Source organism: Pseudomonas sp. PGPPP1, assembly GCF_002255865.1.
GTDB classification, from domain to species: domain Bacteria; phylum Pseudomonadota; class Gammaproteobacteria; order Pseudomonadales; family Pseudomonadaceae; genus Aquipseudomonas; species Aquipseudomonas cremoris.
In genome coordinates this window covers 30,381-53,275 of the sequence record NZ_NKIG01000027.1, presented here as the reverse complement: position 1 = coordinate 53,275, position 22,895 = coordinate 30,381, and the positions used below count along the sequence as shown (strand labels likewise).

Here is a 22,895-nt window from a genome sequence, read left to right as displayed (position 1 = left end):
CGACGGGGTCGGCCGCGTCGGCGGCATCAGAGTTGACGAATGACCTTGGCAGCAGTCGCCACGTTGTGGGCCAGGTGCAGCGGATTAATGGTCCCGACAATAGCACTGGCGACACCCGTTTGCGCAAACAACAACATGAAACTGGCGTGTATTGGATCCACTCCGGGCTCCAGGCAGACGTGGCCACTGGCCAGTGCCTTTTTCACCAGGATGCCCTTGCCGTTCGCCGCTGCATAGTCAATGACGGCTTTCTCGGTCTGTTCGTTCAAATTGTAGGTCACCATCGCGCAATCGCCCTGTTCCAGAGCCTTCACGCCGCCTTCGACAGTTTTGCCGGAGAAGCCGAATCCCCGGATTTTGCCTTCCTGTTTCAATGCCGCCAGGGTCTGGTAGACCTCGCAGTCGTTGAGGATGTGCAGGTCGTTGCCGTCGGAGTGCACCAGCACCAGATCGATAAAATCAGTTTCAAGTCGCTTCAAGCTGCGTTCAATCGACATCCGGGTATGGGCGGCGCTGAAATCGTGGCTGGACACGCCATTCTCGAACTCTTCGCCCACTTTGCTGACAATCACCCAATCCTTGCGTTGGTCGCGCAGCAGCGGCCCCAGGCGTTCTTCACTCATGCCATAGGCCGGCGCAGTGTCGATCAAGTTGATGCCCAGTTCGCGGGCCTGGCGCAGCAGCATGCGTGCGGCGTCATCATCGGGGATCTGGAAGCCATTGGGGTATTTAACCCCCTGGTCACGGCCCAGCTTGACGGTGCCCAGGCCCAACGGTGATACCAACAGGCCAGTGCTGCCCAGGGGGCGATGCAGGTCGTGCAAGGTCGGCAGGCTCATGGCAACAATTGCTCCCAGGCCGGTACGCCAATGGCGGGTTTTGGCAGCTCCGGCAACGGCTCGGCGACGCTTGGGCGGATGCCATCACGTTCCAGGCTGTTGATCACGCGATCGGCGAAGTCCGGTGCCAGGGCCAGCTTGGTAGGCCATCCCACCAATAGGCGGCCTTCTTCAAAGACGAAGGCATTGTCGGGACGCGTCAGGCCCGATTGCAGGGGTTCGGCACGGTCCACGCGCAGGGTGGCCCATTGGGTCTGGCTCATGTCGATCCATGGCAGCAATTGCGCCAACTCCTTCTGCGCAGTGGCGATCTGTTCAGCTGGCGTGCGTGCCACGCCATCAGCCTCGGCAATGTCGCCACCCATGTACCACACCCAATTGCCATCGGCGGCCGGATGGGTGGTGACGGTGATGCGTGGTTTGGTACCGCCGCCCAGGCAGTGTGCGTAAAGCGGTTTAAGACCGGGGCCCTTGGCGATGATCATGTGCAGCGGGCGTTTTTGCATGGCCGGTTTGCTCAGGCCCAGGTCGCTAAGCAAATCGGCGGTGCCACCCCCGGCGCTCAGCACGATGCGTTGGGCGCGGATCTCGCGGCCATCCACCTTCAAGCCCACCAGCTTGTTGCCTTCCAGCAGCGGTTCGATGCGCTGACCGGAAAGCAAGCCGTCGCCAGCCAGTTGTGCGAGGCGTTCGATCACGCTGGGCACGTCCACCACCAGTTCCGCCAGCCGATAGACCTTGCCCTTGAAGCGCCGGTCTTGCAGGGCAGGGGGCAGGTCATCGCCCTTGACCTGGTCGACTCGACCGCGCACGGCCTTGCTCGCAAAGAAGCTGGTGAGGTTGCCGGCGAGGGTGCCGGGCGACCACAGGAAATGGGCTTGGGACAGTACGCGCACGCCGGTCAGGTCCAGTTCCCCAGTGCCCGCCAACGCTTCACGCCAGCGGCGCGGCATGTCGGCAATGGCTTCGGACGCGCCGGTGAGGGCGCCATGCAGGGCGTATTTCGCCCCGCCGTGAATGATCCCCTGGGACTTCACGCTTTGCCCACCGCCCAAAGTGGCGCTTTCCACCAGCACCGTGGAAAACCCCTGGCGACGCAAGCGCGCGTTCAGCCAAAGGCCAGCAACCCCGGCGCCGACAATCAGGACGTCGGTGGAAATAACGGATGGCATGGGCGACCTCAGTGTTCAAGACAAGAGGCGCAGTATACAGGCTGTTGAGTGGCGGTCAGTGCCCGGCGGTTTTCGAGAACAGTTGAATCACCACCACGCCCAGCACGATCAGGCCCATGCCCATGATCGCCGGGGTGTCGAGCTTCTGCCCGTAGATAAACAGCGCGGCGATGCTGACCATCACGATCCCCATCCCGGCCCACACCGCATACGCCACGCCTACGGGAATGGTGCGCACCACCAGGGTCAGCATCCAAAAGGCCGTGGCATACCCGACGATCACCAGCAGCAACGGAATCGGCGTGCTCCAGCCCTTGATGGCTTTCATGGAAACGGTCGCGATCACTTCCGAGCAGATGGCAATGGCCAGATAGAGGTAGGCGGCATTCATGGGGTAATCCTCGGTGTGGGGCGTGCTTAATAAGGTCGCCATTCTAACGCTTCAGAAGATGGGATAAAGTCATTACCTATCTGGATTGAAGATGGGTTGAGCCATGAGCGTGCAGTGGAACCTAGAGCAGATGCGCCTGTTTGTCAGCGTCGCTGAGCAGCGTTCGTTTTCGGCGGTAGCGCGGGACCAGCGCAAGGCGCAGTCGGCGGTCAGTACCGGAATCGCCTTGCTGGAAGCTGACCTGGGCCTGAGCCTGTTTGAGCGTAGCAGCGGCCGTCAGCCGCGCCTGACCGAAGCCGGCAGCGTATTGCTGGAGGAAGCGCGTGAGGTGTTGCGCCAGTGTGAGCGGCTTAATGGCCGGGCCTTGTCACTGACTCGCGGCGAAGAAGCCTGCCTGCGCCTGGCCCAGGATGAAGCCATGCTATTCCAGCCGGTGCTCGACAGCCTTGAAGCGCTGGCCGGTCAATTTCCCCATCTGGAAGTACAGCTTTCCAGCGCCGCCCAAGGCGATGTGGCGCGCAAGCTGGTGGAGCGCAAGGCCGACCTGGGGCTGTTGTTCTATCACGACCAGATCCCCGAAGCGCTTGAGCGGCGGGTGGTCGGCAGTGTGGAAATGGTCACGGTGTGCGGGGTGAATCACCCGCTGGCCAAGGAGGCCTATGTGGACTGTAAGCGCTTGGCGCAGTTTCGCCAGTTGTTGATGTCGACCCAGACCAGTGTCTACCCCGGCAGCGAAGCCGCCAGCCCCTTGGTGTGGCGCGCCGACAGTTTCTACGTGTTGGCCGAATGGCTGATGAGTGGCCTGGGCTGGGCCTGGCTGCCCCGGCACATCGTGCAGTACCCGACTTACCATCAACAAATGATCGAACTGGACAGCGAGTGGACCCCTCCGGCCCTGGTGGTGGAGCTGGTTTGGCGGCGCGACGAGCACCTGGGCCCGGCTGCGCGCTTCCTGGCCGAACGTTTTGCCGAGTGCTTGCGCGCGATTGACTGAAAAAGCCGATAAACTCCGCCGCCATGAATAGAACTCTCTACAGCTGTCTGTTTTACCTGGCGCTGCCGTTGGTGGCTTTACGTCTTTGGCTGCGCGCACGCAAGGCGCCGGCCTACGCCAAGCGCGTCTGCGAGCGGTTTTCCTATGGCTTGCCGGTGCTGCAGCCGGGCGGGATCTGGGTACACGCTGTGTCGGTGGGCGAAAGCATCGCCGCCGCGCCGATGGTGCGCGGGTTGCTGGAGCGTTATCCGACCCTTCCCATCACCGTCACTTGCATGACGCCCACCGGTTCCGAGCGGATCCAGGCATTGTTCGCCAACGAGCCGCGCATCCAACACTGCTATTTGCCGTATGACTTGCCGTGCGCCGCCAAGCGTTTTCTTGATCGCGTGCAACCGAAGTTGGCGGTGATCATGGAAACCGAGCTGTGGCCCAACCATATCCACGCTTGCGCTCAGCGCGGGATTCCCGTGGCACTGGCCAACGGGCGGTTGTCGGCACGTTCGGCCAAGGGCTACGGGCGTTTCGCCAAGCTGACCGCGCCGATGCTGGCAGAGATGAGCCTGCTTGCCGTGCAGACGCAAACTGAAGCCCAGCGCTTCCTCAGCCTGGGCGCCCGCCCGGAAACCGTGGACGTCACCGGTTCGATCAAGTTCGACCTGACCATCGACCCTCAATTGCCCGTGCGCGCAGCAGCGCTGCGCGAACAATGGGGCGCCAGCGAGCGCCCGGTGTGGATCGCGGCCAGTACCCATGAAGGCGAAGATCAAGTGGTGTTGGCGGCTCATCGCCAATTGCTCGACAGCTACCCCAACGCATTGCTGATCCTGGTGCCACGGCATCAGGAGCGATTCGGTCCGATGTTCGAGCTGAGCGAGCGGGAAGGTTTTGCGACTGTGCGCCGCTCCAGTGGTGAGCCGGTGACCGCGCAAACCTCGGTGTTGCTCGGCGATACCATGGGCGAATTGCTGTTCCTCTATGCCCTGGCCGACAGCGCTTTTGTCGGCGGCAGCCTGGTGCCGACCGGAGGGCACAACCCGCTGGAACCGGCGGCATTGGCCTTGCCGGTGATCATGGGGCCGCACGTGTTCAACTTCCTCGAAATCACCGCGATGATGCGCGAAGCCGGGGCATTGCGAGCCGTGGATGACGCCGAAGGGCTGGCCGAGGCGGTGCGGCAATTGTTCGAACTGCCGCAGGATGCGCGCAAGATGGGGCAGGCGGGGTTGAAGGTGATGCAGGCCAACCAGGGCGCCTTGAAGCGCTTGCTGGATGGCTTGGGCAAACTCCTAAGTCACTGACTCAGCACCTAACCCAAATGTGGGAGCTGGCTTGCCTGCGATGCAGGCACCTCGGTGCATCAGGCATACCGAAGTGATGCTATCGCAGGCAAGCCAGCTCCCACAGGGTTCAGTAACTGGGGCGGGCCTTGAGTTGTTCGGCAGCCGCCTTGGCCAGATCCGGCGGCAGGAAGTCCCGATCCGGGTTGTAGTCCGCCTTTAGATACCGCGCCAGATCCTGCAAATCCCCCGGGTTCAACGTGCCCGCCGCCTGCTTCAAGCGCAGGTTGTCGAGGATGTAGTCGTAGCGGCTGTTGTTGTAGTTGCGCACCGACGAGTACAGCTGGCGCTGCGAGTCCAGCACATCGACGATATTGCGCGTGCCCACCTGATAACCGATTTCCGTAGCTTCCACCGCGCTCTGGTTGGAGATGATCGACTGGCGGCGCGCCTGTACCTGTTCCACATCGGTGTTCACCGCGCGGTGCAGGTTACGGGTGTTTTCCACCACCTGGCGGCGCAGGCCTTCGCGTTGTTGCTCGGTCTGGTCCAGGCGCGAATAGGATTCGCGCACTTGCGAGCTGGTGAGGCCGCCACTGTAGATCGGGATGCTCAGGCGCAGACCGATGGTGCGCTGTGAAACATCACCGCCGTAGGGCACCGGCAACTGGTTCGGGTTGCTGAAACCGAGGGCGTCGTTGTCACCTTTTTCGTACTGCGCCACGGCGTCGAGGGTCGGTGCGTGGCCGGCCTTGCGCTGTTTCAGGGTTTCTTCGGCGGCGGTTACCGCATAGTTACTGGCCAGCAGGTTGAGGTTCTGGCGCCCGGCAGTTTCGACCCACGCCTTGGCGTCGTTCGGCGCCGGCGGTAGCACGGGCAAGGTGTGGACGATGCCCTGGATCGAGTTGTACTGGCGGTTGGTCAGGGTGATCAGCGCTTCAAAGGCGTCTTCCACCTGGCGCTGCGCCAGGATCCGGTTGGCGCGGGCGGTGTCATAGCTGGCCTGGGATTGCAGTACATCCGTCTTGTCCGACAGGCCTACGTCGAAGCGCTCGTTGGATTGATCGAGCTGGCGCTTGAACGCGTTTTCTTCGGCCTTGGTCGACGCCAGGTTGTCCTGTGCACGCAGTACGGCGAAGTAGTTTTCGGCGCTCTGCAGGATCAGGTTCTGCTCGGTGGCCGACAGTTGCAGGGCGGCCTGTTCGTTGACAGCTTCGGCTGCTTGCAATTGGAACCAGCGGTCGGCGCGAAACAGCGGCTGGCTCAAGGTTGCGCGCCACGAGTGCGCATCGCGATTGGCCGTGGCCGCAGGCTGCGAGATCTGGGTGCGTACATTGTTGCTGTCTGCGCCTGCCGACAAATTCGGCAGCAAACCGGCGCGGGCCTGGGGCACCACTTCTTTCTGCGCGCCGTATTGGGCGCGGGCGGCGGCCAGGTCGGCGTTGTTGTCTACTGCTTCCTGGTAGACGCTGACCAGGTCAGTTTTGGCGGACAAGGGCGCTTCTGCTGCCCAGACCATTCCGTTGGTCGCACAAGACACGGCGAGCGCCAGTGAGAGTTTGCGCAGCATGAGTCGATCCCTAGTTTTAATATTACGGCGATAATTTAGCGCCCAAGGCTAAGGCTGGCCATTCCTGGCGTCAAGCATTGTGGCAGTGCCCGAGTGTAGTGGCGCTGACCCTGCGCAACAATCCCGCAATCACGCCATTCATCACGCTGAATACACCGGTATTGGCAATTTGCCCACGGCATGGTCTAGACTGGCCGCGTTCTTGTCGGGGTGCCTTGTTGGAAGGCTGAGATCGGTAAATACCGGATCCCGTTGAACCTGATCAGGTTAGCGCCTGCGTAGGGAACAAGATTTCTCGTCACCCGGCGAGTCCTCTTGTGCTTCGTCCGGGATGCTGTTCAAAAAACGAACAGCCCTCGTGCGCCAAGCACAGCACTGGTTTCAGTGCGTCCATCCGTCACAGGTTCGCTCCGACAAAAATCCACCGCCTGGATAAGTTGGAGAGCCCGTGATGAGCACAGAAATAAAAAGTACAAAACTCAAAAACACCGTGCACCTGAGTGAATCGGCCAAGGTCGACTCCGGTTCCGTGCAGCCGTTTACACGCTCGCAAAAAGTCTACGTACAGGGCACTCGCCCGGACATCCGCGTGCCCATGCGAGAAATCAGCCTGGACGTGACGCCCACCGATTTCGGCGGTGAAATCAACGCGCCGGTCACCGTGTACGACACCTCTGGCCCCTACACCGACCCCAATGTGATCATCGATGTGCGCAAAGGCCTGGCCGACGTGCGCTCGCCGTGGATCGAAGTGCGCAACGACACCGAGCGCCTGCCGGGCCTCAGCTCGCACTTCGGCCAGCAGCGTCTCAGCGATGCTGAACTGACCGCACTGCGCTTTGCCCATGTGAAGAACCCGCGCCGTGCCAAGGCTGGCGCCAACGTCACGCAGATGCATTACGCGCGCAAAGGCATCATCACCGCCGAGATGGAATACGTCGCCATCCGCGAAAACATGAAGCTCGAAGAAGCCCGCGCCACCGGCCTTCTGGACCAGCAACATGCCGGCCACAGCTTTGGCGCCAGCGTGCCGAAGATCATCACGCCGGAATTCGTGCGCGAAGAAATCGCCCGTGGCCGCGCGATCATCCCGGCCAACATCAACCACACCGAACTGGAACCGATGATCATCGGCCGTAACTTCCTGGTGAAGATCAACGGCAACATCGGCAACAGTGCCCTGGGTTCGTCCATCGAAGAAGAAGTGGCGAAACTGACCTGGGGCATTCGCTGGGGTTCGGACACCGTGATGGACTTGTCCACCGGCAAGCACATCCATGAAACCCGCGAGTGGATCATCCGCAACTCGCCCGTGCCGATCGGTACCGTACCGATTTACCAGGCCCTGGAAAAAGTTGGCGGCGCGGCCGAAGACCTGACCTGGGAGCTGTTCCGCGACACCCTGGTGGAGCAGGCCGAGCAGGGCGTCGACTACTTCACCATCCACGCCGGCGTCTTGCTGCGCTATGTGCCGCTGACCGCCAAGCGCGTGACCGGCATTGTTTCTCGTGGCGGTTCGATCATGGCCAAGTGGTGCCTGGCGCACCACAAAGAGAACTTCACCTACACGCATTTCGACGAAATCTGCGAAATCATGAAGGCCTATGACGTCAGCTTCTCCCTCGGTGACGGCCTGCGCCCAGGCTCCATCGCCGACGCCAACGACGCCGCGCAATTCGGCGAGCTGGAAACCCTCGGCGAGCTGACCAAGACCGCCTGGAAGCACGACGTGCAAACCATGATCGAAGGCCCGGGCCACGTGCCGATGCAGTTGATCAAGGAAAACATGGACAAGCAGTTGGAGTGCTGCGACGAGGCGCCGTTCTACACCCTCGGCCCGCTGACCACCGACATTGCACCGGGCTACGACCACATCACCTCCGGTATCGGTGCGGCGATGATCGGCTGGTTCGGTTGCGCCATGCTCTGCTATGTCACGCCCAAGGAACACCTGGGCTTGCCGAACAAGGATGACGTGAAGACCGGGATCATCACCTACAAGATCGCGGCCCACGCGGCGGACTTGGCCAAGGGGCATCCAGGCGCGCAGATTCGCGATAACGCCTTGAGCAAGGCGCGCTTCGAGTTCCGCTGGGAAGACCAGTTCAACCTCGGCCTGGACCCGGACACGGCGCGCTCGTACCACGATGAAACCTTGCCGAAAGATTCGGCCAAGGTCGCGCATTTCTGCTCGATGTGCGGGCCGAAGTTCTGCTCGATGAAAATCACCCAGGAAGTGCGTGAGTACGCGGCCAACCAGCGCATTGAGGCGGTGGATGTGGATGTGGCCAAGGGCTTGGCGGAGCAGGCGGAGCGGTTCAAGCAGGAAGGGAGTCAGCTGTACAAAAAGGTCTGACCCGGGATTGTCGGCCCCTGTACCGGCCTCTTCGCGAGCAAGCCCGCTCCCACATTTGAAACGCATTCCAAATGTGGGAGCGGGCTTGCTCGCGAAAGCAATCTCCCAAACAACACATGTCCCATCAGAGATAACCCCCCCTTGAACATTCAACCGAGTACCTACTCCCCCGACATTGCAGTGCCGAGTGACAAACGAGTCTTCGGCGCCCGCGACCTGTTCTCCCTGTGGTTTTCCCTCGGCATCGGCCTGATGGTCCTGCAAACCGGCGCCTTGCTCGCGCCGGGCCTGGGTTTGTCTGGCTCGTTGCTGGCCATCTTCCTCGGTACGCTGGTCGGCGTATTGCTATTGGCCGCCGTCGGTGTGATCGGCAGCGACACCGGCCTGTCTGCCATGGCTGCCCTGAAACTCAGCCTGGGCGCCAAAGGCGCGAGCCTGCCGGCGCTGTTGAACCTGCTGCAACTGGTCGGCTGGGGTTCGTTCGAGATCATCGTGATGCGCGACGCCGCCAGCTTGTTGGGCGCGCGCGCGTTCAGCGACGGTAGCCTGCTGGCCAGCCCGTTGCTGTGGACACTGTTTTTTGGTGGTTTGGCCACACTGCTGGCCGTGAGTGGTCCGCTGACCTTCGTGCGCCAGATCCTGCGCAAATGGGGTATTTGGCTGTTGCTCGCGGCTTGCCTATGGCTGACCTGGAACCTGTTTGCCAAAGCTGACCTCGCTGCCCTGTGGGCCCAGGCCGGTGACGGTTCGATGCCGTTTGCGGTGGGTTTTGATATTGCCATCGCGATGCCGCTGTCGTGGCTGCCGCTGATCGCCGATTACTCGCGCTTCGGCAAACGCGCAAAAAGCGTGTTTGGCGGCACAGCATTCGGCTTCTTTATCGGTAATTTCTGGCTGATGAGCCTTGGCGTGGCCTACACCCTGGCATTTGCGCCAAGTGGTGAAGTGAATGCGCTGTTGCTGGCGTTGGCCGGTGCGGGGCTGGGAATTCCGCTGTTGCTGATCCTGTTGGACGAGTCGGAAAATGCCTTTGCCGATATTCACTCGGCGGCAGTGTCCTGCGGCATTCTGTTGCGCCTGAAGGTCGAGCACCTGGCCCTGGCTATCGGTGTGATCTGCACCCTGATTGCCTGCTTTGCGCTGTTGGCCCAGTACCAGAACTTCCTGCTGCTGATCGGCTCGGTGTTCGCGCCTTTGTTTGGCGTGGTGCTGGTGGATCATTTCATCCTGCGTCGCCGAGGCCAGGGCTTGGTCGCGAACCTGCATTGGTCGGCGCTGTTAGCCTGGCTGGGTGGTATCGCAACCTACCACATGCTGGCCAACCTGTACCCGGATGTTGGCGCGACCCTGCCGGCGCTGGTGCTGGCAGGGCTGTTGCAATTCATCCTTGGCCGGGTTTTCAGTGCCGCGCGGGCGCCAGCTCAGGCTTGAGCACACCGGTGAGGCGCGCATAGGGGATGGTCATCTCGATCAGCCCCAATGCATACGGTGCGATGGTCGCCACGTTGTACTTGAGCACCACGCCGTTGCTGGTCAGGGCCACGTTAGGGGTTTTCTGGAATGGCCAGTTCTTCACGAACTCCGGGTCGCGGTCCATCTGCGAGTTGATCAGCCAACTGTTGTGGGCGACTTTGGCGGTATTCCAAAACGCTTGCTCCTGGCCCGGCAGCAACATGTCGGTCAGGCTCAGCTCTTTGTGAAGAATGCGCGAATAGTTGATGAACCCTCGGCCTGGCTCGCCGTGGGCGGCGCCGGTGTCCAGGTAGCTGGACACCTCAACGATCACCAGTCCGTCATGCTGTTCGCGTACCTTGGCCTGCAAGTACATGCTGTTGCGGTCGGCCGACTCACGCAAGAACTTGTCCCGATAGGCATTCAATGTGGCCGGTACGCTGGCGCCTGGCGTGGTGCGGGTCATTTGCAGCAGGCGCTGCTCCACCAGGGTGTCCAGTTGCGGTTCGGTGGGGAAGTGCACGGTGTCGATGTTCACCAGCGGGCAGTCAGGGCTGTCGCAGCCGGGCTTGATCTGCTCCGAGGCATCCGGCTGGGTGTCCAGCGGCTTGAGGTAGCTGGGTTGGAACAGGCTCTGGCAAGCACCCAGGGTCAAGGCAATACAGGCCACGGAGGCGATTTTTAAAAGCGACATGTGTGTCCTTCGTAAATCGATGGAAAGCGAAAAGAGTGGAGCTTCGACTACCAACAAAGCAGTCAGTTCGCCACTAAGCTTATTAGAGTGAGTTTGACGCCCGCCGTCTATCCCGGCAACCGGAAAGGGGCTGCACCAACGGGTGCGAGCGCGTTAGGATGGCGCCAAATGCGCAGGCACAACGAGGAAGGGACATGACGGATTTCGCAAAATCGACGCCGAGCAAGATTGAAATCGTTCAGCGCGACAATGCCTTCAAGGGCTTCTATCAGCTCGACCGCCTGCAATTGCGCCACGAGAAATTCGATGGTGGCATGAGCCGCGTGATCAACCGCGAAGTCTTTGTTCGTCATGATGCTGTGTGCGTATTGCCCTACGACCCGCAACGCGACGAAGTGGTATTGAACGAGCAGTTTCGCGTTGGCGCCATGGGTCGCACCGACAACCCATGGTTGATCGAAATGGTTGCCGGCCTGATCGACAGGGATGAAGAGCCGGAGGAGGTTGCGCACCGCGAAGCCGAGGAGGAAGCTGGGCTGACGTTCTCCGCGCTGTGGCCGATCACCAAGTATTTCCCATCGCCGGGCGGCAGTACCGAATATGTGCACTTGTACCTGGGCCGTTGCGACAGCACAGGGGTGGGTGGCGTCCATGGACTGGAAGAAGAGGCAGAAGATATCCGCGTCACCACCTGGGCGTTCGAGGATGCCCTGCAAGCGGTGCGCGACGGCAGAATTTCCAACGCAGCCAGCATTATCGCCCTGCAATGGCTTGCGCTTAATCGCGCGGAAGTGAGGGGGTTATGGCAGTAAAGGCACGGGAACGTTATCGAGTTGACCTGATTGGGTTGCAAGCGGCCTGCGAGGCCAACTATGCGCGGCTGATGCGTCTGCTGCCGGACATGCGCCATGCCCCAGCGGCGCGGCGCATTGGCGTGACCCATGGCGACCAGATGCTCGGCGTGCTGACCCTGGAAGTGATCGTCAACTGCCCGTACACCACCACCCTGCGCGTGCGCCAGGAGCACAGCCTGCCATGGCTGCCGGTGCCGCAGCTGGAAGTGCAGGTGTACCACGACGCGCGGATGGCCGAAGTCATCAGCGCCGAGCATGCACGACGCTTTCGCAGCATCTATCCTTACCCGAACGTGTTCATGCACCAGCCCGATGAGAAAGCACAGCTCAATGTGTTCCTCGGTGAATGGTTAAGCCACTGCCTGGCCTTGGGCCATGAGTTCGAAGTCGTGCGGTAGATGTGAACTGCATCTGATTCCTTGTATTTCCTCTTTGGTGTGCTGCCCAGCATAATCACGCCACACGTCCATTCCTGTGATTGCCTTGGGAGAGCGCCTTGCCGAGCGTATCCACCGTGACCCCCGATGCGCCGGCGTTGCTGGTGCAACTCTCCGACAGCCACCTGTTTGCCGAGGCCGACGGCACGCTGCTGGGCATGAACACCCGCGCAAGCCTGCAGCGGGTGATCGATTTGGTAAGGGCGCAGCAGCCGCAGATCGACTTAATGCTGGCCACGGGGGACCTGTCCCAGGACGGTACGCTGGAGTCGTATCAGCAGTTTCGCGATATGACCCAGCAAATGGGCGTGCCGGCACGCTGGATTCCTGGCAATCACGACGAACCGCAGGTCATGGCCCTCGCTGCTGTGCACAGTGATTTTTTGGAGCCGGTGGTCGATATTGGTAACTGGCGCATCACTTTGCTGGATTCCGCCGTGCCGGGTTCGGTGCCGGGTTATCTGCAAGACCAGCAACTGCAATTGCTCGCCCAAGCCCTCAGCGAAGCACCGAGTCGTCATCATCTGGTGTGCTTTCACCATCACCCGGTGCCTATCGGGTGTGCCTGGATGGAGCCCATCGGCCTGCGCAACCCCGAGGCCCTGTTTGCCGTGCTCGACCGTTTTCCGCAGGTGCGGGCGGTACTCTGGGGCCACGTGCACCAGGAAATCGACCGCGAGCGCAACGGCGTGCGTTTATTGGCGTCGCCGTCCACCTGCATCCAGTTCGCGCCGGGCAGTGAGGACTTCAAAGTCAGCGAACAGGCGCCGGGTTACCGTTGGCTGCGCCTGCATGCCGACGGACGGTTGGAGACGGGGGTGGAGCGGGTCCAGGGCTTCGCCTTTACCGTGGATTACGGCAGTAACGGTTATTAACCGCCCTAAACACTGATCAAAAATGTGGGAGCTGGCTTGCCTGCGATAGCGGTCTGCCTGCTAATAAATGGGTTGCTGATACACCGCAATCGCAGGCAAGCCAGCTCCCACAGGGTTCTTCTGTGTCCTGTGGACCGAGGTCATCACACAGGGCTTCGATCCCTGTAAACTGCGCCTCTTTGGCTGAAGCACGGAGAGCCCGGCATGTCCGCTTCGATCCTGTATATCCACGGCTTCAACAGTGCGCCTGCGTCCAACAAGGCCTGCCAGTTGATCACGGTGATGGACACCCTCGGCCTGGCCGATCAACTGCGCGTGCCGGCCCTGCATCACCATCCCCGTCAGGCAATTGCTCAGTTGGAGGCGGCTATCGCTGAACTGGGGCGGCCACTGCTGGTCGGCAGCTCACTCGGCGGCTACTATGCAACCCATCTTGCCGAGCGCCATGGCCTCAAGGCGCTGCTGGTCAACCCGGCGGTCAGCCCTCATCGGATGTTCGACGGCTACCTGGGCACCCAGAAGAACCTCTACACCGATGAAACCTGGGAATTGACCCACGACCACGTCACGGCATTGGCCGAGCTGGAAGTGGCGGCGCCCCAGGATGCGGCGCGTTATCAGGTGTGGTTGCAGACCGGCGATGAAACGCTGGATTATCGCCTCGCCCAGCAGTATTACCGGGCCTGTGCCTTGCGCATTCAGGCCGGCGGTGACCATGGCTACCAGGGGTTTGCCCAGCAATTGCCGGCGCTGCTCAGTTTTGCCGGCATTGGCGCAGATCAGTACCAATCCTTCGATTTTTCGTCACTGTAAAAATCGCAGGTCACTTTTTAATCGAAAGACTCACGACGAGACCCCATGGCCACTCCCAGCGCTAGCTCTTATAACGCCGACGCCATCGAAGTCCTCTCGGGCCTCGACCCGGTGCGCAAACGCCCCGGCATGTACACCGACACCAGCCGGCCGAACCACCTTGCCCAGGAAGTCATCGACAACAGCGTCGACGAAGCCCTGGCCGGCCACGCCAAGTCGGTGCATGTCATTCTTCACGCTGACCATTCCCTGGAAGTGTCCGACGATGGTCGCGGCATGCCGGTGGACATCCACCCGGAAGAGGGGGTGCCGGGCGTCGAGCTGATCCTCACCAAGCTGCACGCCGGCGGTAAGTTCTCGAACAAGAACTACCAGTTCTCCGGTGGTTTGCACGGGGTGGGTATCTCGGTGGTCAACGCCCTGTCCACTTTGGTACGGGTGAAGGTCAAGCGCGACGGCAACGAGTACCAGATGACCTTCGCCGATGGCTACAAAGCCACCGACCTGGAGGTGATCGGCACCGTTGGCAAGCGCAATACCGGCACCAGCGTGTACTTCGCGCCGGACCCGAAATACTTCGATTCACCGAAATTCTCCATCAGCCGCCTCAAGCACGTGCTCAAGGCCAAGGCTGTGTTGTGCCCAGGCCTGCTGGTGACCTTTGAAGACAAAGGCACCGGCGAGAAGGTCGAGTGGCACTACGAAGACGGCCTGCGCTCCTACCTGGAAGACTCCGTCAGCGACTTTGAACGCCTGCCCAACGAGCCGTTCTGCGGCAGCCTGGCGGGTAATAAAGAAGCCGTCGACTGGGCGCTGCTGTGGCTGCCCGAAGGCGGCGACAGCGTGCAGGAAAGCTACGTCAACCTGATCCCGACAGCTCAGGGTGGCACCCACGTCAACGGTTTGCGCCAGGGTTTGCTGGATGCCATGCGCGAATTCTGCGAATACCGCAGCCTGCTGCCGCGCGGCGTGAAGCTCGCGCCGGAAGACGTGTGGGAGCGCATTGCGTTCGTGCTGTCGATGAAGATGCAGGAGCCGCAATTCTCCGGTCAGACCAAAGAGCGCCTGTCGTCTCGCGAGGCCGCGGCGTTTGTCTCCGGTGTGGTTAAGGACGCGTTCAGCCTGTGGCTCAACGAGCACCCTGAATTGGGCCTGGCCCTGGCAGAGCTGGCGATCAACAACGCTGGCCGTCGCCTGAAGGCCAGCAAGAAGGTCGAGCGCAAACGCATCACCCAGGGCCCGGCATTGCCTGGCAAGCTGGCCGATTGCGCCGGGCAAGACCCGATGCGCTCCGAACTGTTCCTGGTAGAGGGTGACTCCGCCGGTGGTTCCGCCAAGCAAGCGCGGGACAAGGAGTTCCAGGCGATCCTGCCGTTGCGCGGCAAGATCCTCAACACCTGGGAAGTCGATGGCAGCGAAGTCCTGGCCAGCCAGGAAGTGCACAACATCGCCGTGGCCATTGGTGTTGACCCGGGCGCAGCGGACATGAGCCAGCTGCGCTACGGCAAGATCTGCATCCTCGCTGACGCCGACTCCGACGGCTTGCACATCGCCACGTTGCTGTGCGCGCTGTTCGTCCAGCACTTCCGCCCGTTGGTGGATGCCGGTCACGTCTATGTCGCCATGCCGCCGCTGTACCGCATCGACTTGGGCAAGGAGATTTTCTACGCCCTCGATGAAGCCGAGCGCGATGGCATCCTCGACCGCCTGGTGGCCGAGAAGAAACGCGGCAAGCCACAGGTCACGCGATTCAAAGGCCTGGGTGAAATGAACCCGCCGCAACTGCGCGAAACCACCATGGACCCGAACACCCGGCGCCTGGTACAGCTGACCTTGGAAGACTACGCCGCTACGTCGGAAATGATGGACATGCTGCTGGCGAAGAAGCGCGCGCCGGACCGCAAGTCCTGGCTGGAATCCAAAGGCAACCTGGCCGAGGTTCTGGGCTGATGCGCACAGGTTTCGCCCTGGCGATCCTGATGTTCAGCGGGTTGGCGGCCACCGAGGTGGCTGCCGCGCCCGTGGCTGAGTTGAAACTGGTGTCCGAACACCCGGTGGACGGCATGCGCGGCGGGAACCTGTCAGGTCTTGCGCAGTGTGGCAAGGCGTTGTGGACGGTTTCCGACCGCGATGACGACCAGATCTATCGCCTGGATATCAGTGCGCCGACCTGGCAGGCCGAAACGGTGAAAATCGAGGTACCACCGGTGCCAGAGTCCGGGCTGCCCTGGGGGTTGCGTTCGCGCACCAAGGCCGCTTCGTTCATTCGTGGTGGCGACCTGGATTTTGAGGGCATCACCTGCGATGCCGCTGGCAACCGCTACATTGTCAGCGAAGCCCACGCGGCGGTGCTGCAACTGCCGGTGAATGGCGCGCCCGAGTGGTTGAAGATTGCCCCGGGCATGGTGCGTGAAGCGCGCGCCAGTGGCATGTTGCTGCACTTCAATGCCCTGTTCGAAGGCTTGGCGATCAACCCCGAGGGCAATCAGATATGGCTGGCAGCGGAGCGTGAGCGGCGCGGGCTTGTCTCGATCAAGCGCGGGCAAAGCCTGTGGAATTGCGACGGCCCCTGCGTGTTGTTAAGCGAGGCCGGCCAGGAAATGCAACCGGCCCAGTTTCCCAAAGCCAAGGCCGTATCCAAGGATTTTGCCGACTTGGCGCTGTTCAACGGCAAGCTGTTTACCCTGGAGCGCAATGCGTTCCAGATTTGCCGGCGTGATGCAGTCACGGCCAAGGTCGAGCTGTGCTGGTCGTTTGCCGACGAGACCCTGACGCCTGAACGCAGGTATCCCCAGCCTTATGGTTTGGCCGAAGCCCTGGTGATAGACGCAGACGGTGCCTGGCTGGGTATCGACAACAACTTCGGCCCGCGTGCCGATGGTGAAAAGCGTCCGGTGGTCTATCGTTTCGCCGCCCCGGCCGGTGGCTGGAGTACCCAGCCTTGATGATTGAATTTCTTGAATTGACCCGACGCCGCGCCATTTGCGTTGCGTCTTACCAAACAATGATGAGGCCCGCATGAGTGACATCCTCGCAGACAGCTTAGATGGCGTAGAACGCCGGTCGCTGGCTGACTTCACCGAAAATGCCTACCTCAACTACTCCATGTACGTGATCATGGACCGTGCCTTGCCGCATATCGGCGACGGTCTGAAACCGGTACAGCGGCGCATCATCTACGCCATGAGTGAGTTGGGCCTGGACGCCGATTCCAAGCACAAGAAGTCGGCGCGTACCGTCGGTGACGTGCTCGGTAAGTTCCACCCGCACGGCGACTCCGCCTGCTACGAAGCCATGGTGCTGATGGCGCAGCCGTTCAGCTACCGCTACACGCTGGTGGACGGCCAGGGTAACTGGGGTGCGCCGGATGATCCCAAGTCCTTCGCCGCCATGCGATACACCGAGGCGCGCCTGTCGCGTTACTCGGAAGTCTTGTTGAGCGAATTGGGGCAGGGCACTGCGGACTGGGGCCCGAACTTCGACGGCACCCTCGATGAACCGCTGGTATTGCCAGCACGTTTGCCGAATATCCTGCTCAATGGCACCACCGGTATCGCCGTGGGCATGGCCACCGATGTGCCGCCGCACAACCTGCGGGAAGTCGCCACGGCCTGCGTGCGCTTGCTCGATGAGCCCAAGGCCACGGTGGAGCAGCTCTGCGAGCATATCCAGGGCCCGGACTACCCGACTGAAGCGGAAATCATCACGCCGCGCGCCGACCTGTTGAAAATGTACGAAACCGGCAAGGGCTCGGTGCGCATGCGCGCCGTGTACCACGTTGAAGATGGCGACATTATCGTCACCGCACTGCCGCACCAGGTGTCTGGCGCCAAGGTGCTGGAGCAGATCGCCGCGTTGATGCAGGCCAAGCCGTCGAAATTGCCGCAAGTCGCCGACCTGCGTGACGAGTCCGACCACGAAAACCCCTGCCGCATCGTGATCATCCCGACCAACAGCCGGGTTGACCACGAAGTGCTGATGCAGCATCTGTTTGCCAGTACCGACCTTGAGTCGAGCTATCGGGTCAACGTCAACATTATTGGCCTGGACGGCAAGCCGCAGTTGAAAAACCTGCGCAACCTGCTGGTGGAGTGGCTGGAGTTCCGCGTGCAGACCGTACGCCGCCGCCTGCAATTCCGGCTGGACAAGGTCGAGCGCCGCCTGCACCTGTTGGACGGCTTGTTGATCGCCTACCTCAACCTGGATGAAGTGATCCACATCATCCGCACCGCCGAGCACCCGAAAGCCGAGCTGATCGCGCGTTTCGAACTGAGCGAGATCCAGGCTGACTACATCCTCGACACCCGCTTGCGTCAGTTGGCGCGACTGGAAGAAATGAAGCTGCGTGACGAACAGGACGCGCTGCTCAAGGAACAAGCCAAGCTGCAAGCCCTGTTGGGCAGCGAAGCCAAGCTCAAGAAGCTGGTGCGCAGTGAGCTGATCAAAGACGCCGAAACCTACGGCGATGACCGTCGGTCGCCGATCGTCCAGCGTGCGGAAGCGAAAGCGCTGACAGAAACCGAGCTGCTGCCAAACGAGAAAATTACCGTCGTTCTGTCGGAAAAGGGTTGGGTTCGTTCCGCCAAGGGGCATGATATTGACGCCACTGGCTTGTCGTACAAGGCGGGCGACGGCTTTAAAACCGCTGCGGCCGGGCGTTCCAATCAGTTTGCAGTGTTTATCGACTCCACCGGGCGCAGCTATTCGGTGCCGGCGCACACCTTGCCTTCCGCACGGGGGCAGGGCGAGCCGTTGACCGGACGCCTTACGCCACCTCCGGGGGCGAATTTCGAGTGCGTGCTGCTGCCGGACGATGACGCGCTGTACGTGATTGCCTCTGATGCGGGTTACGGCTTTGTGGTCAAGGGCGAAGACCTGCAGGCCAAGAACAAGGCGGGCAAGGCGCTGTTAAGCCTGCCGAATAACGCCAAGGTCATCTTGCCGCGTCCGGTAGACGACCGCGAGAGCAACTGGCTGGCGTCGGTCACCACCGAAGGGCGCTTGCTGGTGTTCAAGATCAGCGACCTGCCGCAGTTGGGCAAAGGCAAGGGCAACAAGATTATTGGTATTCCCGGGGAGCGGGTGGCCAGTCGCGAGGAGTATGTGACTGACATTGCGGTCATCCCAGAAGGCGCCACCTTGGTGCTGCAAGCCGGTAAACGCACGCTCTCGCTGCGGCCGGACGACCTGGAACACTACAAGGGCGAGCGTGGTCGACGTGGTAACAAATTGCCACGTGGTTTCCAGCGGGTAGATGCTTTGTTAGTGGAAACGCCCGTTTAAGGCGTATTAGAGCCCCCGATCTACGATTTAACGCGTAGATCGGCGCTTTGGCGCTGGAGTCATGGCGCATATTCACGGATGATATGGCCTTTCCAGCGCCGGCGTGGCCGAGCGTGTTTAGGTTATTTTTAGTATTACATTGTGGTTCGCCTTGTGGCAGCCACCTGGATGGGATGATGACTGCTCCACGCCTTCCTTTAATTTTTATGCTCGCTGGCCTTCTGGGGCTGGCGGGTTGCAGCACACACCAACCGGTGTCGCTGTACCAGCTGGACAGCGGAAGTCCGGCTCAGCCAGCACAAACTGCTGGCATGGCTGTCTTGCTGGGTCCGGTGGTCGTTGCTGACTACCTGCAACGCGAAACCCTGCTGCAACGTCAGAACGACGGCAGCCTGCAAGGTTCCACTGATGGTCGTTGGGCGGGCAGCTTATCGTCCGACATCAACCAATTAATGTTGCGTCAGGTGGCCGGTCAACTGGACAGCCAGCGCGTGGTCCTGTCGCCTGCGCCAGCGGGTTTTACACCGGATGTGCAGGTCTTGTTGACCATTACCCGGCTCGACTCCGGCACGTCGCAGCCGGCGATCCTCGATGCGCAATGGCGCTTGATCGACCGCCGTGGCCAGGTGCGCGATAACCGCATCGTGCACTTGCAGGAAGAACACACCGGCACCACCGCGTCCCAGGTCCAGGCCCAAGGCGTGTTGTTGCAGCACTTGGCGCAGCAGTTGTCGGTAGCTCTCAAGCCATTGGCCAACCAACCGCCGATTGCCGAGGCGCCACGCAAGCAGGCTCCGGTCCAGGCCAAGCCGGCTGAGCCACAGAAGCCGAAGATGCCAATGGCCACGCCGATTCGTACGGATATGGAAGTGTTCAGGTTCTAAGCCGAACCGCAGATACAAAAAAGGCCCGCTGACTCAGCGGGCCTTTTTGTTGGGGGGTGTAGCGAGCCCGCATAGTTAACTTTTTGTGCGGGTCTCGTGCATCCGTGCCAGCTGTCGTTCCAGCATCGACGGATAAGGCTCCATCAACCGCTCCACACAGCTTGCGCCCTCTGGGCTGGCGATCGGGCGGATACGGGCGCGCTGGCGGATCAGCGAGTCTTCACTGATCTTGCGCTCCACCAACAACAGGTTGCGGCTGTGCTGGGACAGGGCCAGGGCGTCCTGTGCACTCTCGGTGAGCAGCAGGTCGATCTGGCTCATGCCGAACAGGTCATCACTCACCGTCAGGCCGAGTTGCAGTTGCAGGGTGATGCCGCTGTCCGCCACTTCGATCTGCAGGGCATGGCCCAAGGCGCGCAATAGCTCGCCGCAGCAGATGGCGTTGGTCAGGTAATCTTCGCCGCTGTCTTCGCTGTGGAACAGCATCAGCGTGCTGCCGTCGTTCAGGGTGTGCAGTTCGCTCTGGTAGAGCGAGGCGGCCTGGTCGAGGCAGTCACGGTAGCGCTCCAGCAACTCGGTCAGGCGTGCGCGCGGCAGGCGGCGCAGTTGGTCCTGAGCGCCCAGTTGCACGGCCAGCACGGCGCTGTGCTGGGGCTCGGCGTTCCTCACCGGCACCGGCGCGGCTTTGGGGGCGGTGGCAGGGCTGCCGTCCGAGGTGTCGCGCAAATCGGCGAACGGGTCTTCGTCGTCCAATTCGTCTTCTTCGGCCTGGATCGCCTTGCGGGTTGCAGGCTTGAGGCCCGCCACAGGTGGGGCTTCGTCGAAACCCGGCTCGCGCAGGTCGCGCACTTCAAACTCGGGTTCGTCGCCGTAGTCGGTGTCGTCGAATTCAGGCTCGGGCTCAGCCTCGCGCACCACAGGCTCTGGGGCAAAGCTGGCGTGAAGCTGGCGGGCGAGGTCGCCGATCTCATCCTGGCGGTCGGTGGCCGGGGTGTGTTCGTCGATGTCCCGCAGCCAGATGCGCAATTGCATCAACGGCGTGGAGATATGCCGACCCAGGCGCAGGCTCAAGGCCAGGGCCAAGGCCAGCAGGATCGCACTGAGGATGCCCATGCTTTGCAGGCTGATGGTCATCGGCTGCTGGAATTGCTGCATGTCGAGGCTGATGCGCAGTTGGCCGGCCTTCACGTCCTGGAACGTGATGTTGCTCTGATACAACCCTTCCGCTTCACCCAGCAGGCCGTTCTTCGGGCGCTGCCCGGCTTCGGCCATGATCCGGTTGTCCACGCTGTAGATGGCGGCGTGGGCCACCAGCGGGTTCTTGGTCAGGTTGTTGAGCAGCACGTTGAGGCTGAGGATGTCGTTGGACACCAACAGCTCGGTCGCCGAGGTGGCGGTTTGCGTGGTCAGGCTCTCGCCCAGGGCGTCGGCTTGTTCGTGCATGGCCTGTTTGAACTGCAAGCCCATCACGCAGGCATAGATCACCAGGGCCAAGGCGACCAGGATCACGTTATGGCTGGCGATGCGTAATGCGATCGGTACACGGCGGTGGCGCAGTGCCCGGAAGATCAGCAGGAAGAAGTTATCGGTTTTTACTGGCGTGGGCCGGTTCACTTGCGCTCGGCTCTTGGTCCGTGAAGTTGACGCGCAGTATAGCGACAGCCCTAGAACCGGCAAAGCGCTGGCTGTGCCCGATGGTCACTGAAAGTGGGTAGAATGCGGTTTTTTTCCAGCCTGGGGGTGCGCCTTGCGCGAAATTGTCCTGATTAACATCACCGGTGAAGATCGCCCGGGTCTCACCGCCGCCATTACCGGCGTTCTGGCCCAAGGTGGTGTGAACATTCTCGACATTGGCCAGGCGGTGATCCACGACACGCTGTCGTTCGGCATCCTGGTCGAGATCCCGAGCAATGAACAGGCGTCCTCGGTCCTCAAGGACATCCTGTTTACGGCGTACAAGCTGGATCAACAGGTGCGGTTCACCCCGGTGTCCGAAGCCGATTACCAGCAATGGGTCGCCGGCCAAGGCAAGAAACGCCACATCGTGACGCTGTTGACCCGCAAGGTCACGGCCGAGCAGTTGCAGCGAGTCAGCTCGATTACCGCGCAATACGGTTTGAATATCGACCATATCGACCGTCTGTCGGGTCGCATGCCGTTGGACACGCCAGCCGACAAAGGCAAGGGTTGCATCGAGTTCTCCGTGCGCGGCGAGCCGGCCGACCCACAGGCCCTGCGCGCCGAATTCCTCAGCGTGGCCCAGGAGCTGAATGTCGACATCGCCTTCCAGGAAGATTCGCTGTTCCGTCGTAACCGCCGCCTGGCAGTATTCGACATGGACTCCACGCTGATCGAGGCCGAAGTCATCGACGAGTTGGCCAAGGCCGCCGGTGTGGGCGAGCAAGTCTCCGAGATTACCGAGCGCGCCATGGCCGGTGAGCTGGACTTCCGCGCCAGCTTCAAGGAGCGCCTGGCGCTGCTCAAGGGGCTGGACGTCAGCGTACTGGACTCCATCGGCGCCTCGCTGCGCCTGACCGAAGGCGCCGAGACCCTGTTCGCCGAACTCAAGCGCCTGGGCTACAAGACCGCCATCCTGTCTGGCGGCTTCACCTACTTCGCCAAGCAATTGCAGGCCAAGCTAGGCATCGACTATGTGTTCGCCAACGAACTGGAAGTGGTGGATGGCAAGGTGACCGGTGTGGCCGTAGAGCCGATTGTCGACGCACAACGCAAGGCGGATTTGCTGAAGGAATTGGCCCATAAGGAAGGTTTGCGCCTGGAGCAGACCATTGCGGTCGGCGACGGGGCGAATGACTTGCCAATGCTGGCGATTGCCGGGCTGGGTGTGGCGTTCCGCGCCAAGCCGTTGGTGAAGCAGTCGGCTAAGCAGGCGATTTCGACGCTGGGGTTGGATGGGGTGTTGTACTTGCTGGGCTTCCGTGACCGCGACGGTCAGCTGTAACTCTCCTTCCCCTGTAGGAATGGGATCAAAAATGTGGGA

Annotated in this window: 19 protein-coding genes and 1 riboswitch; of the genes, 13 read left to right on the top strand and 6 right to left on the bottom strand. The window is 61.4% G+C overall.

Annotated features, from left to right (window positions below):
• Positions 1 to 26 precede the first annotated feature (26 nt).
• From CFE47_RS24500 to CFE47_RS24490, 3 genes are read right to left on the bottom strand one after another with little or no spacing between them, the layout of a single operon-like run.
• The gene (locus CFE47_RS24500; RefSeq protein WP_286841023.1) at positions 27 to 839 is read right to left on the bottom strand and encodes an aldo/keto reductase; all 813 of its coding nucleotides are present in this window, start codon (positions 837 to 839) and stop codon (positions 27 to 29) included.
• Entirely contained in the window at positions 836 to 2,011 is a 1,176-nt protein-coding gene (locus CFE47_RS24495; protein ID WP_286841021.1) for an NAD(P)/FAD-dependent oxidoreductase, read from the bottom strand. Before CFE47_RS24495 ends, CFE47_RS24500 begins: the two co-directional genes overlap by 4 nt.
• A 55-nt stretch (positions 2,012 to 2,066) precedes the next feature.
• Positions 2,067 to 2,402: a DMT family transporter gene (locus CFE47_RS24490; protein ID WP_185705042.1), complete on the bottom strand. Its 336-nt coding sequence runs from the start codon at positions 2,400 to 2,402 to the stop codon at positions 2,067 to 2,069.
• A gap of 103 nt (positions 2,403 to 2,505) precedes the next feature.
• Between CFE47_RS24490 and CFE47_RS24485 the strand changes: the two genes are divergently transcribed.
• Together CFE47_RS24485 and waaA are read left to right on the top strand one after the other, a co-directional pair.
• The gene (locus tag CFE47_RS24485) at positions 2,506 to 3,396 is read left to right on the top strand and encodes a LysR family transcriptional regulator (protein WP_286841020.1); all 891 of its coding nucleotides are present in this window, start codon (positions 2,506 to 2,508) and stop codon (positions 3,394 to 3,396) included.
• Between the two features lie 23 nt (positions 3,397 to 3,419).
• Entirely contained in the window at positions 3,420 to 4,697 is a 1,278-nt protein-coding gene (gene waaA / locus CFE47_RS24480; protein WP_286841018.1) for a lipid IV(A) 3-deoxy-D-manno-octulosonic acid transferase, read from the top strand.
• 109 nt (positions 4,698 to 4,806) lie between these two features.
• Here the strand turns inward: waaA and CFE47_RS24475 are convergent, their stop codons facing one another.
• Positions 4,807 to 6,246, bottom strand: coding sequence for a TolC family outer membrane protein (locus tag CFE47_RS24475; RefSeq protein WP_185705048.1), 1,440 nt, complete (start codon positions 6,244 to 6,246; stop codon positions 4,807 to 4,809).
• A 196-nt stretch (positions 6,247 to 6,442) separates the two neighbouring features.
• Positions 6,443 to 6,548, top strand: a riboswitch (TPP riboswitch).
• A 149-nt stretch (positions 6,549 to 6,697) separates the two neighbouring features.
• Here CFE47_RS24475 and thiC point away from each other — a divergent pair.
• A complete protein-coding gene (thiC, locus tag CFE47_RS24470) occupies positions 6,698 to 8,602 on the top strand; it encodes a phosphomethylpyrimidine synthase ThiC (protein ID WP_286841015.1) in 1,905 nt (634 codons plus the stop codon).
• A gap of 141 nt (positions 8,603 to 8,743) precedes the next feature.
• Positions 8,744 to 10,033, top strand: a complete 1,290-nt coding sequence (cytX, locus tag CFE47_RS24465) for a putative hydroxymethylpyrimidine transporter CytX (protein WP_286841013.1) — start codon at positions 8,744 to 8,746, stop codon at positions 10,031 to 10,033.
• Here cytX and CFE47_RS24460 read toward each other — a convergent pair.
• Positions 10,002 to 10,748, bottom strand: coding sequence for an RsiV family protein (locus CFE47_RS24460; RefSeq protein WP_286841011.1), 747 nt, complete (start codon positions 10,746 to 10,748; stop codon positions 10,002 to 10,004). The two genes, cytX and CFE47_RS24460, sit on opposite strands and share 32 nt — an antisense overlap.
• Positions 10,749 to 10,942: 194 nt before the next feature.
• Here CFE47_RS24460 and CFE47_RS24455 point away from each other — a divergent pair, with 194 nt between their 5' ends.
• From CFE47_RS24455 to CFE47_RS24420, 8 genes are all read left to right on the top strand, one after another.
• Positions 10,943 to 11,560, top strand: coding sequence for an NUDIX domain-containing protein (locus tag CFE47_RS24455; protein WP_286841009.1), 618 nt, complete (start codon positions 10,943 to 10,945; stop codon positions 11,558 to 11,560).
• Positions 11,551 to 12,000: a DUF1249 domain-containing protein gene (locus CFE47_RS24450; protein ID WP_105695145.1), complete on the top strand. Its 450-nt coding sequence runs from the start codon at positions 11,551 to 11,553 to the stop codon at positions 11,998 to 12,000. The genes CFE47_RS24455 and CFE47_RS24450 overlap by 10 nt, the downstream gene beginning before the upstream one ends.
• A 98-nt stretch (positions 12,001 to 12,098) precedes the next feature.
• Positions 12,099 to 12,914 carry a 3',5'-cyclic-AMP phosphodiesterase gene (gene cpdA / locus CFE47_RS24445; protein WP_286841006.1) on the top strand — a complete coding sequence of 272 codons (816 nt, stop codon included), beginning with the start codon at positions 12,099 to 12,101 and terminating at the stop codon, positions 12,912 to 12,914.
• Between the two features lie 204 nt (positions 12,915 to 13,118).
• Positions 13,119 to 13,727 carry a YqiA/YcfP family alpha/beta fold hydrolase gene (locus CFE47_RS24440; protein ID WP_286841005.1) on the top strand — a complete coding sequence of 203 codons (609 nt, stop codon included), beginning with the start codon at positions 13,119 to 13,121 and terminating at the stop codon, positions 13,725 to 13,727.
• Between the two features lie 45 nt (positions 13,728 to 13,772).
• Positions 13,773 to 15,677: a DNA topoisomerase IV subunit B gene (parE, locus tag CFE47_RS24435; RefSeq protein ID WP_135291879.1), complete on the top strand. Its 1,905-nt coding sequence runs from the start codon at positions 13,773 to 13,775 to the stop codon at positions 15,675 to 15,677.
• Positions 15,677 to 16,672 (top strand): esterase-like activity of phytase family protein, encoded by a 996-nt coding sequence (locus tag CFE47_RS24430; protein ID WP_286841003.1) that lies wholly within the window; start codon positions 15,677 to 15,679, stop codon positions 16,670 to 16,672. Before parE ends, CFE47_RS24430 begins: the two co-directional genes overlap by 1 nt.
• A gap of 73 nt (positions 16,673 to 16,745) precedes the next feature.
• Complete coding sequence (gene parC / locus CFE47_RS24425; RefSeq protein WP_038844463.1) at positions 16,746 to 19,010, top strand: DNA topoisomerase IV subunit A; 2,265 nt, start codon at positions 16,746 to 16,748, stop codon at positions 19,008 to 19,010.
• 176 nt (positions 19,011 to 19,186) lie between these two features.
• Positions 19,187 to 19,894, top strand: coding sequence for a PqiC family protein (locus CFE47_RS24420; RefSeq protein ID WP_185705063.1), 708 nt, complete (start codon positions 19,187 to 19,189; stop codon positions 19,892 to 19,894).
• A 75-nt stretch (positions 19,895 to 19,969) separates the two neighbouring features.
• On the opposite strand, the gene CFE47_RS24415 is transcribed toward CFE47_RS24420, so the two are convergent.
• The gene (locus CFE47_RS24415; protein ID WP_286840999.1) at positions 19,970 to 21,508 is read right to left on the bottom strand and encodes an AhpA/YtjB family protein; all 1,539 of its coding nucleotides are present in this window, start codon (positions 21,506 to 21,508) and stop codon (positions 19,970 to 19,972) included.
• 133 nt (positions 21,509 to 21,641) lie between these two features.
• Here CFE47_RS24415 and serB point away from each other — a divergent pair, with 133 nt between their 5' ends.
• Entirely contained in the window at positions 21,642 to 22,856 is a 1,215-nt protein-coding gene (gene serB / locus CFE47_RS24410; protein ID WP_185705069.1) for a phosphoserine phosphatase SerB, read from the top strand.
• The last annotated feature ends 39 nt before the right edge of the window (positions 22,857 to 22,895 follow it).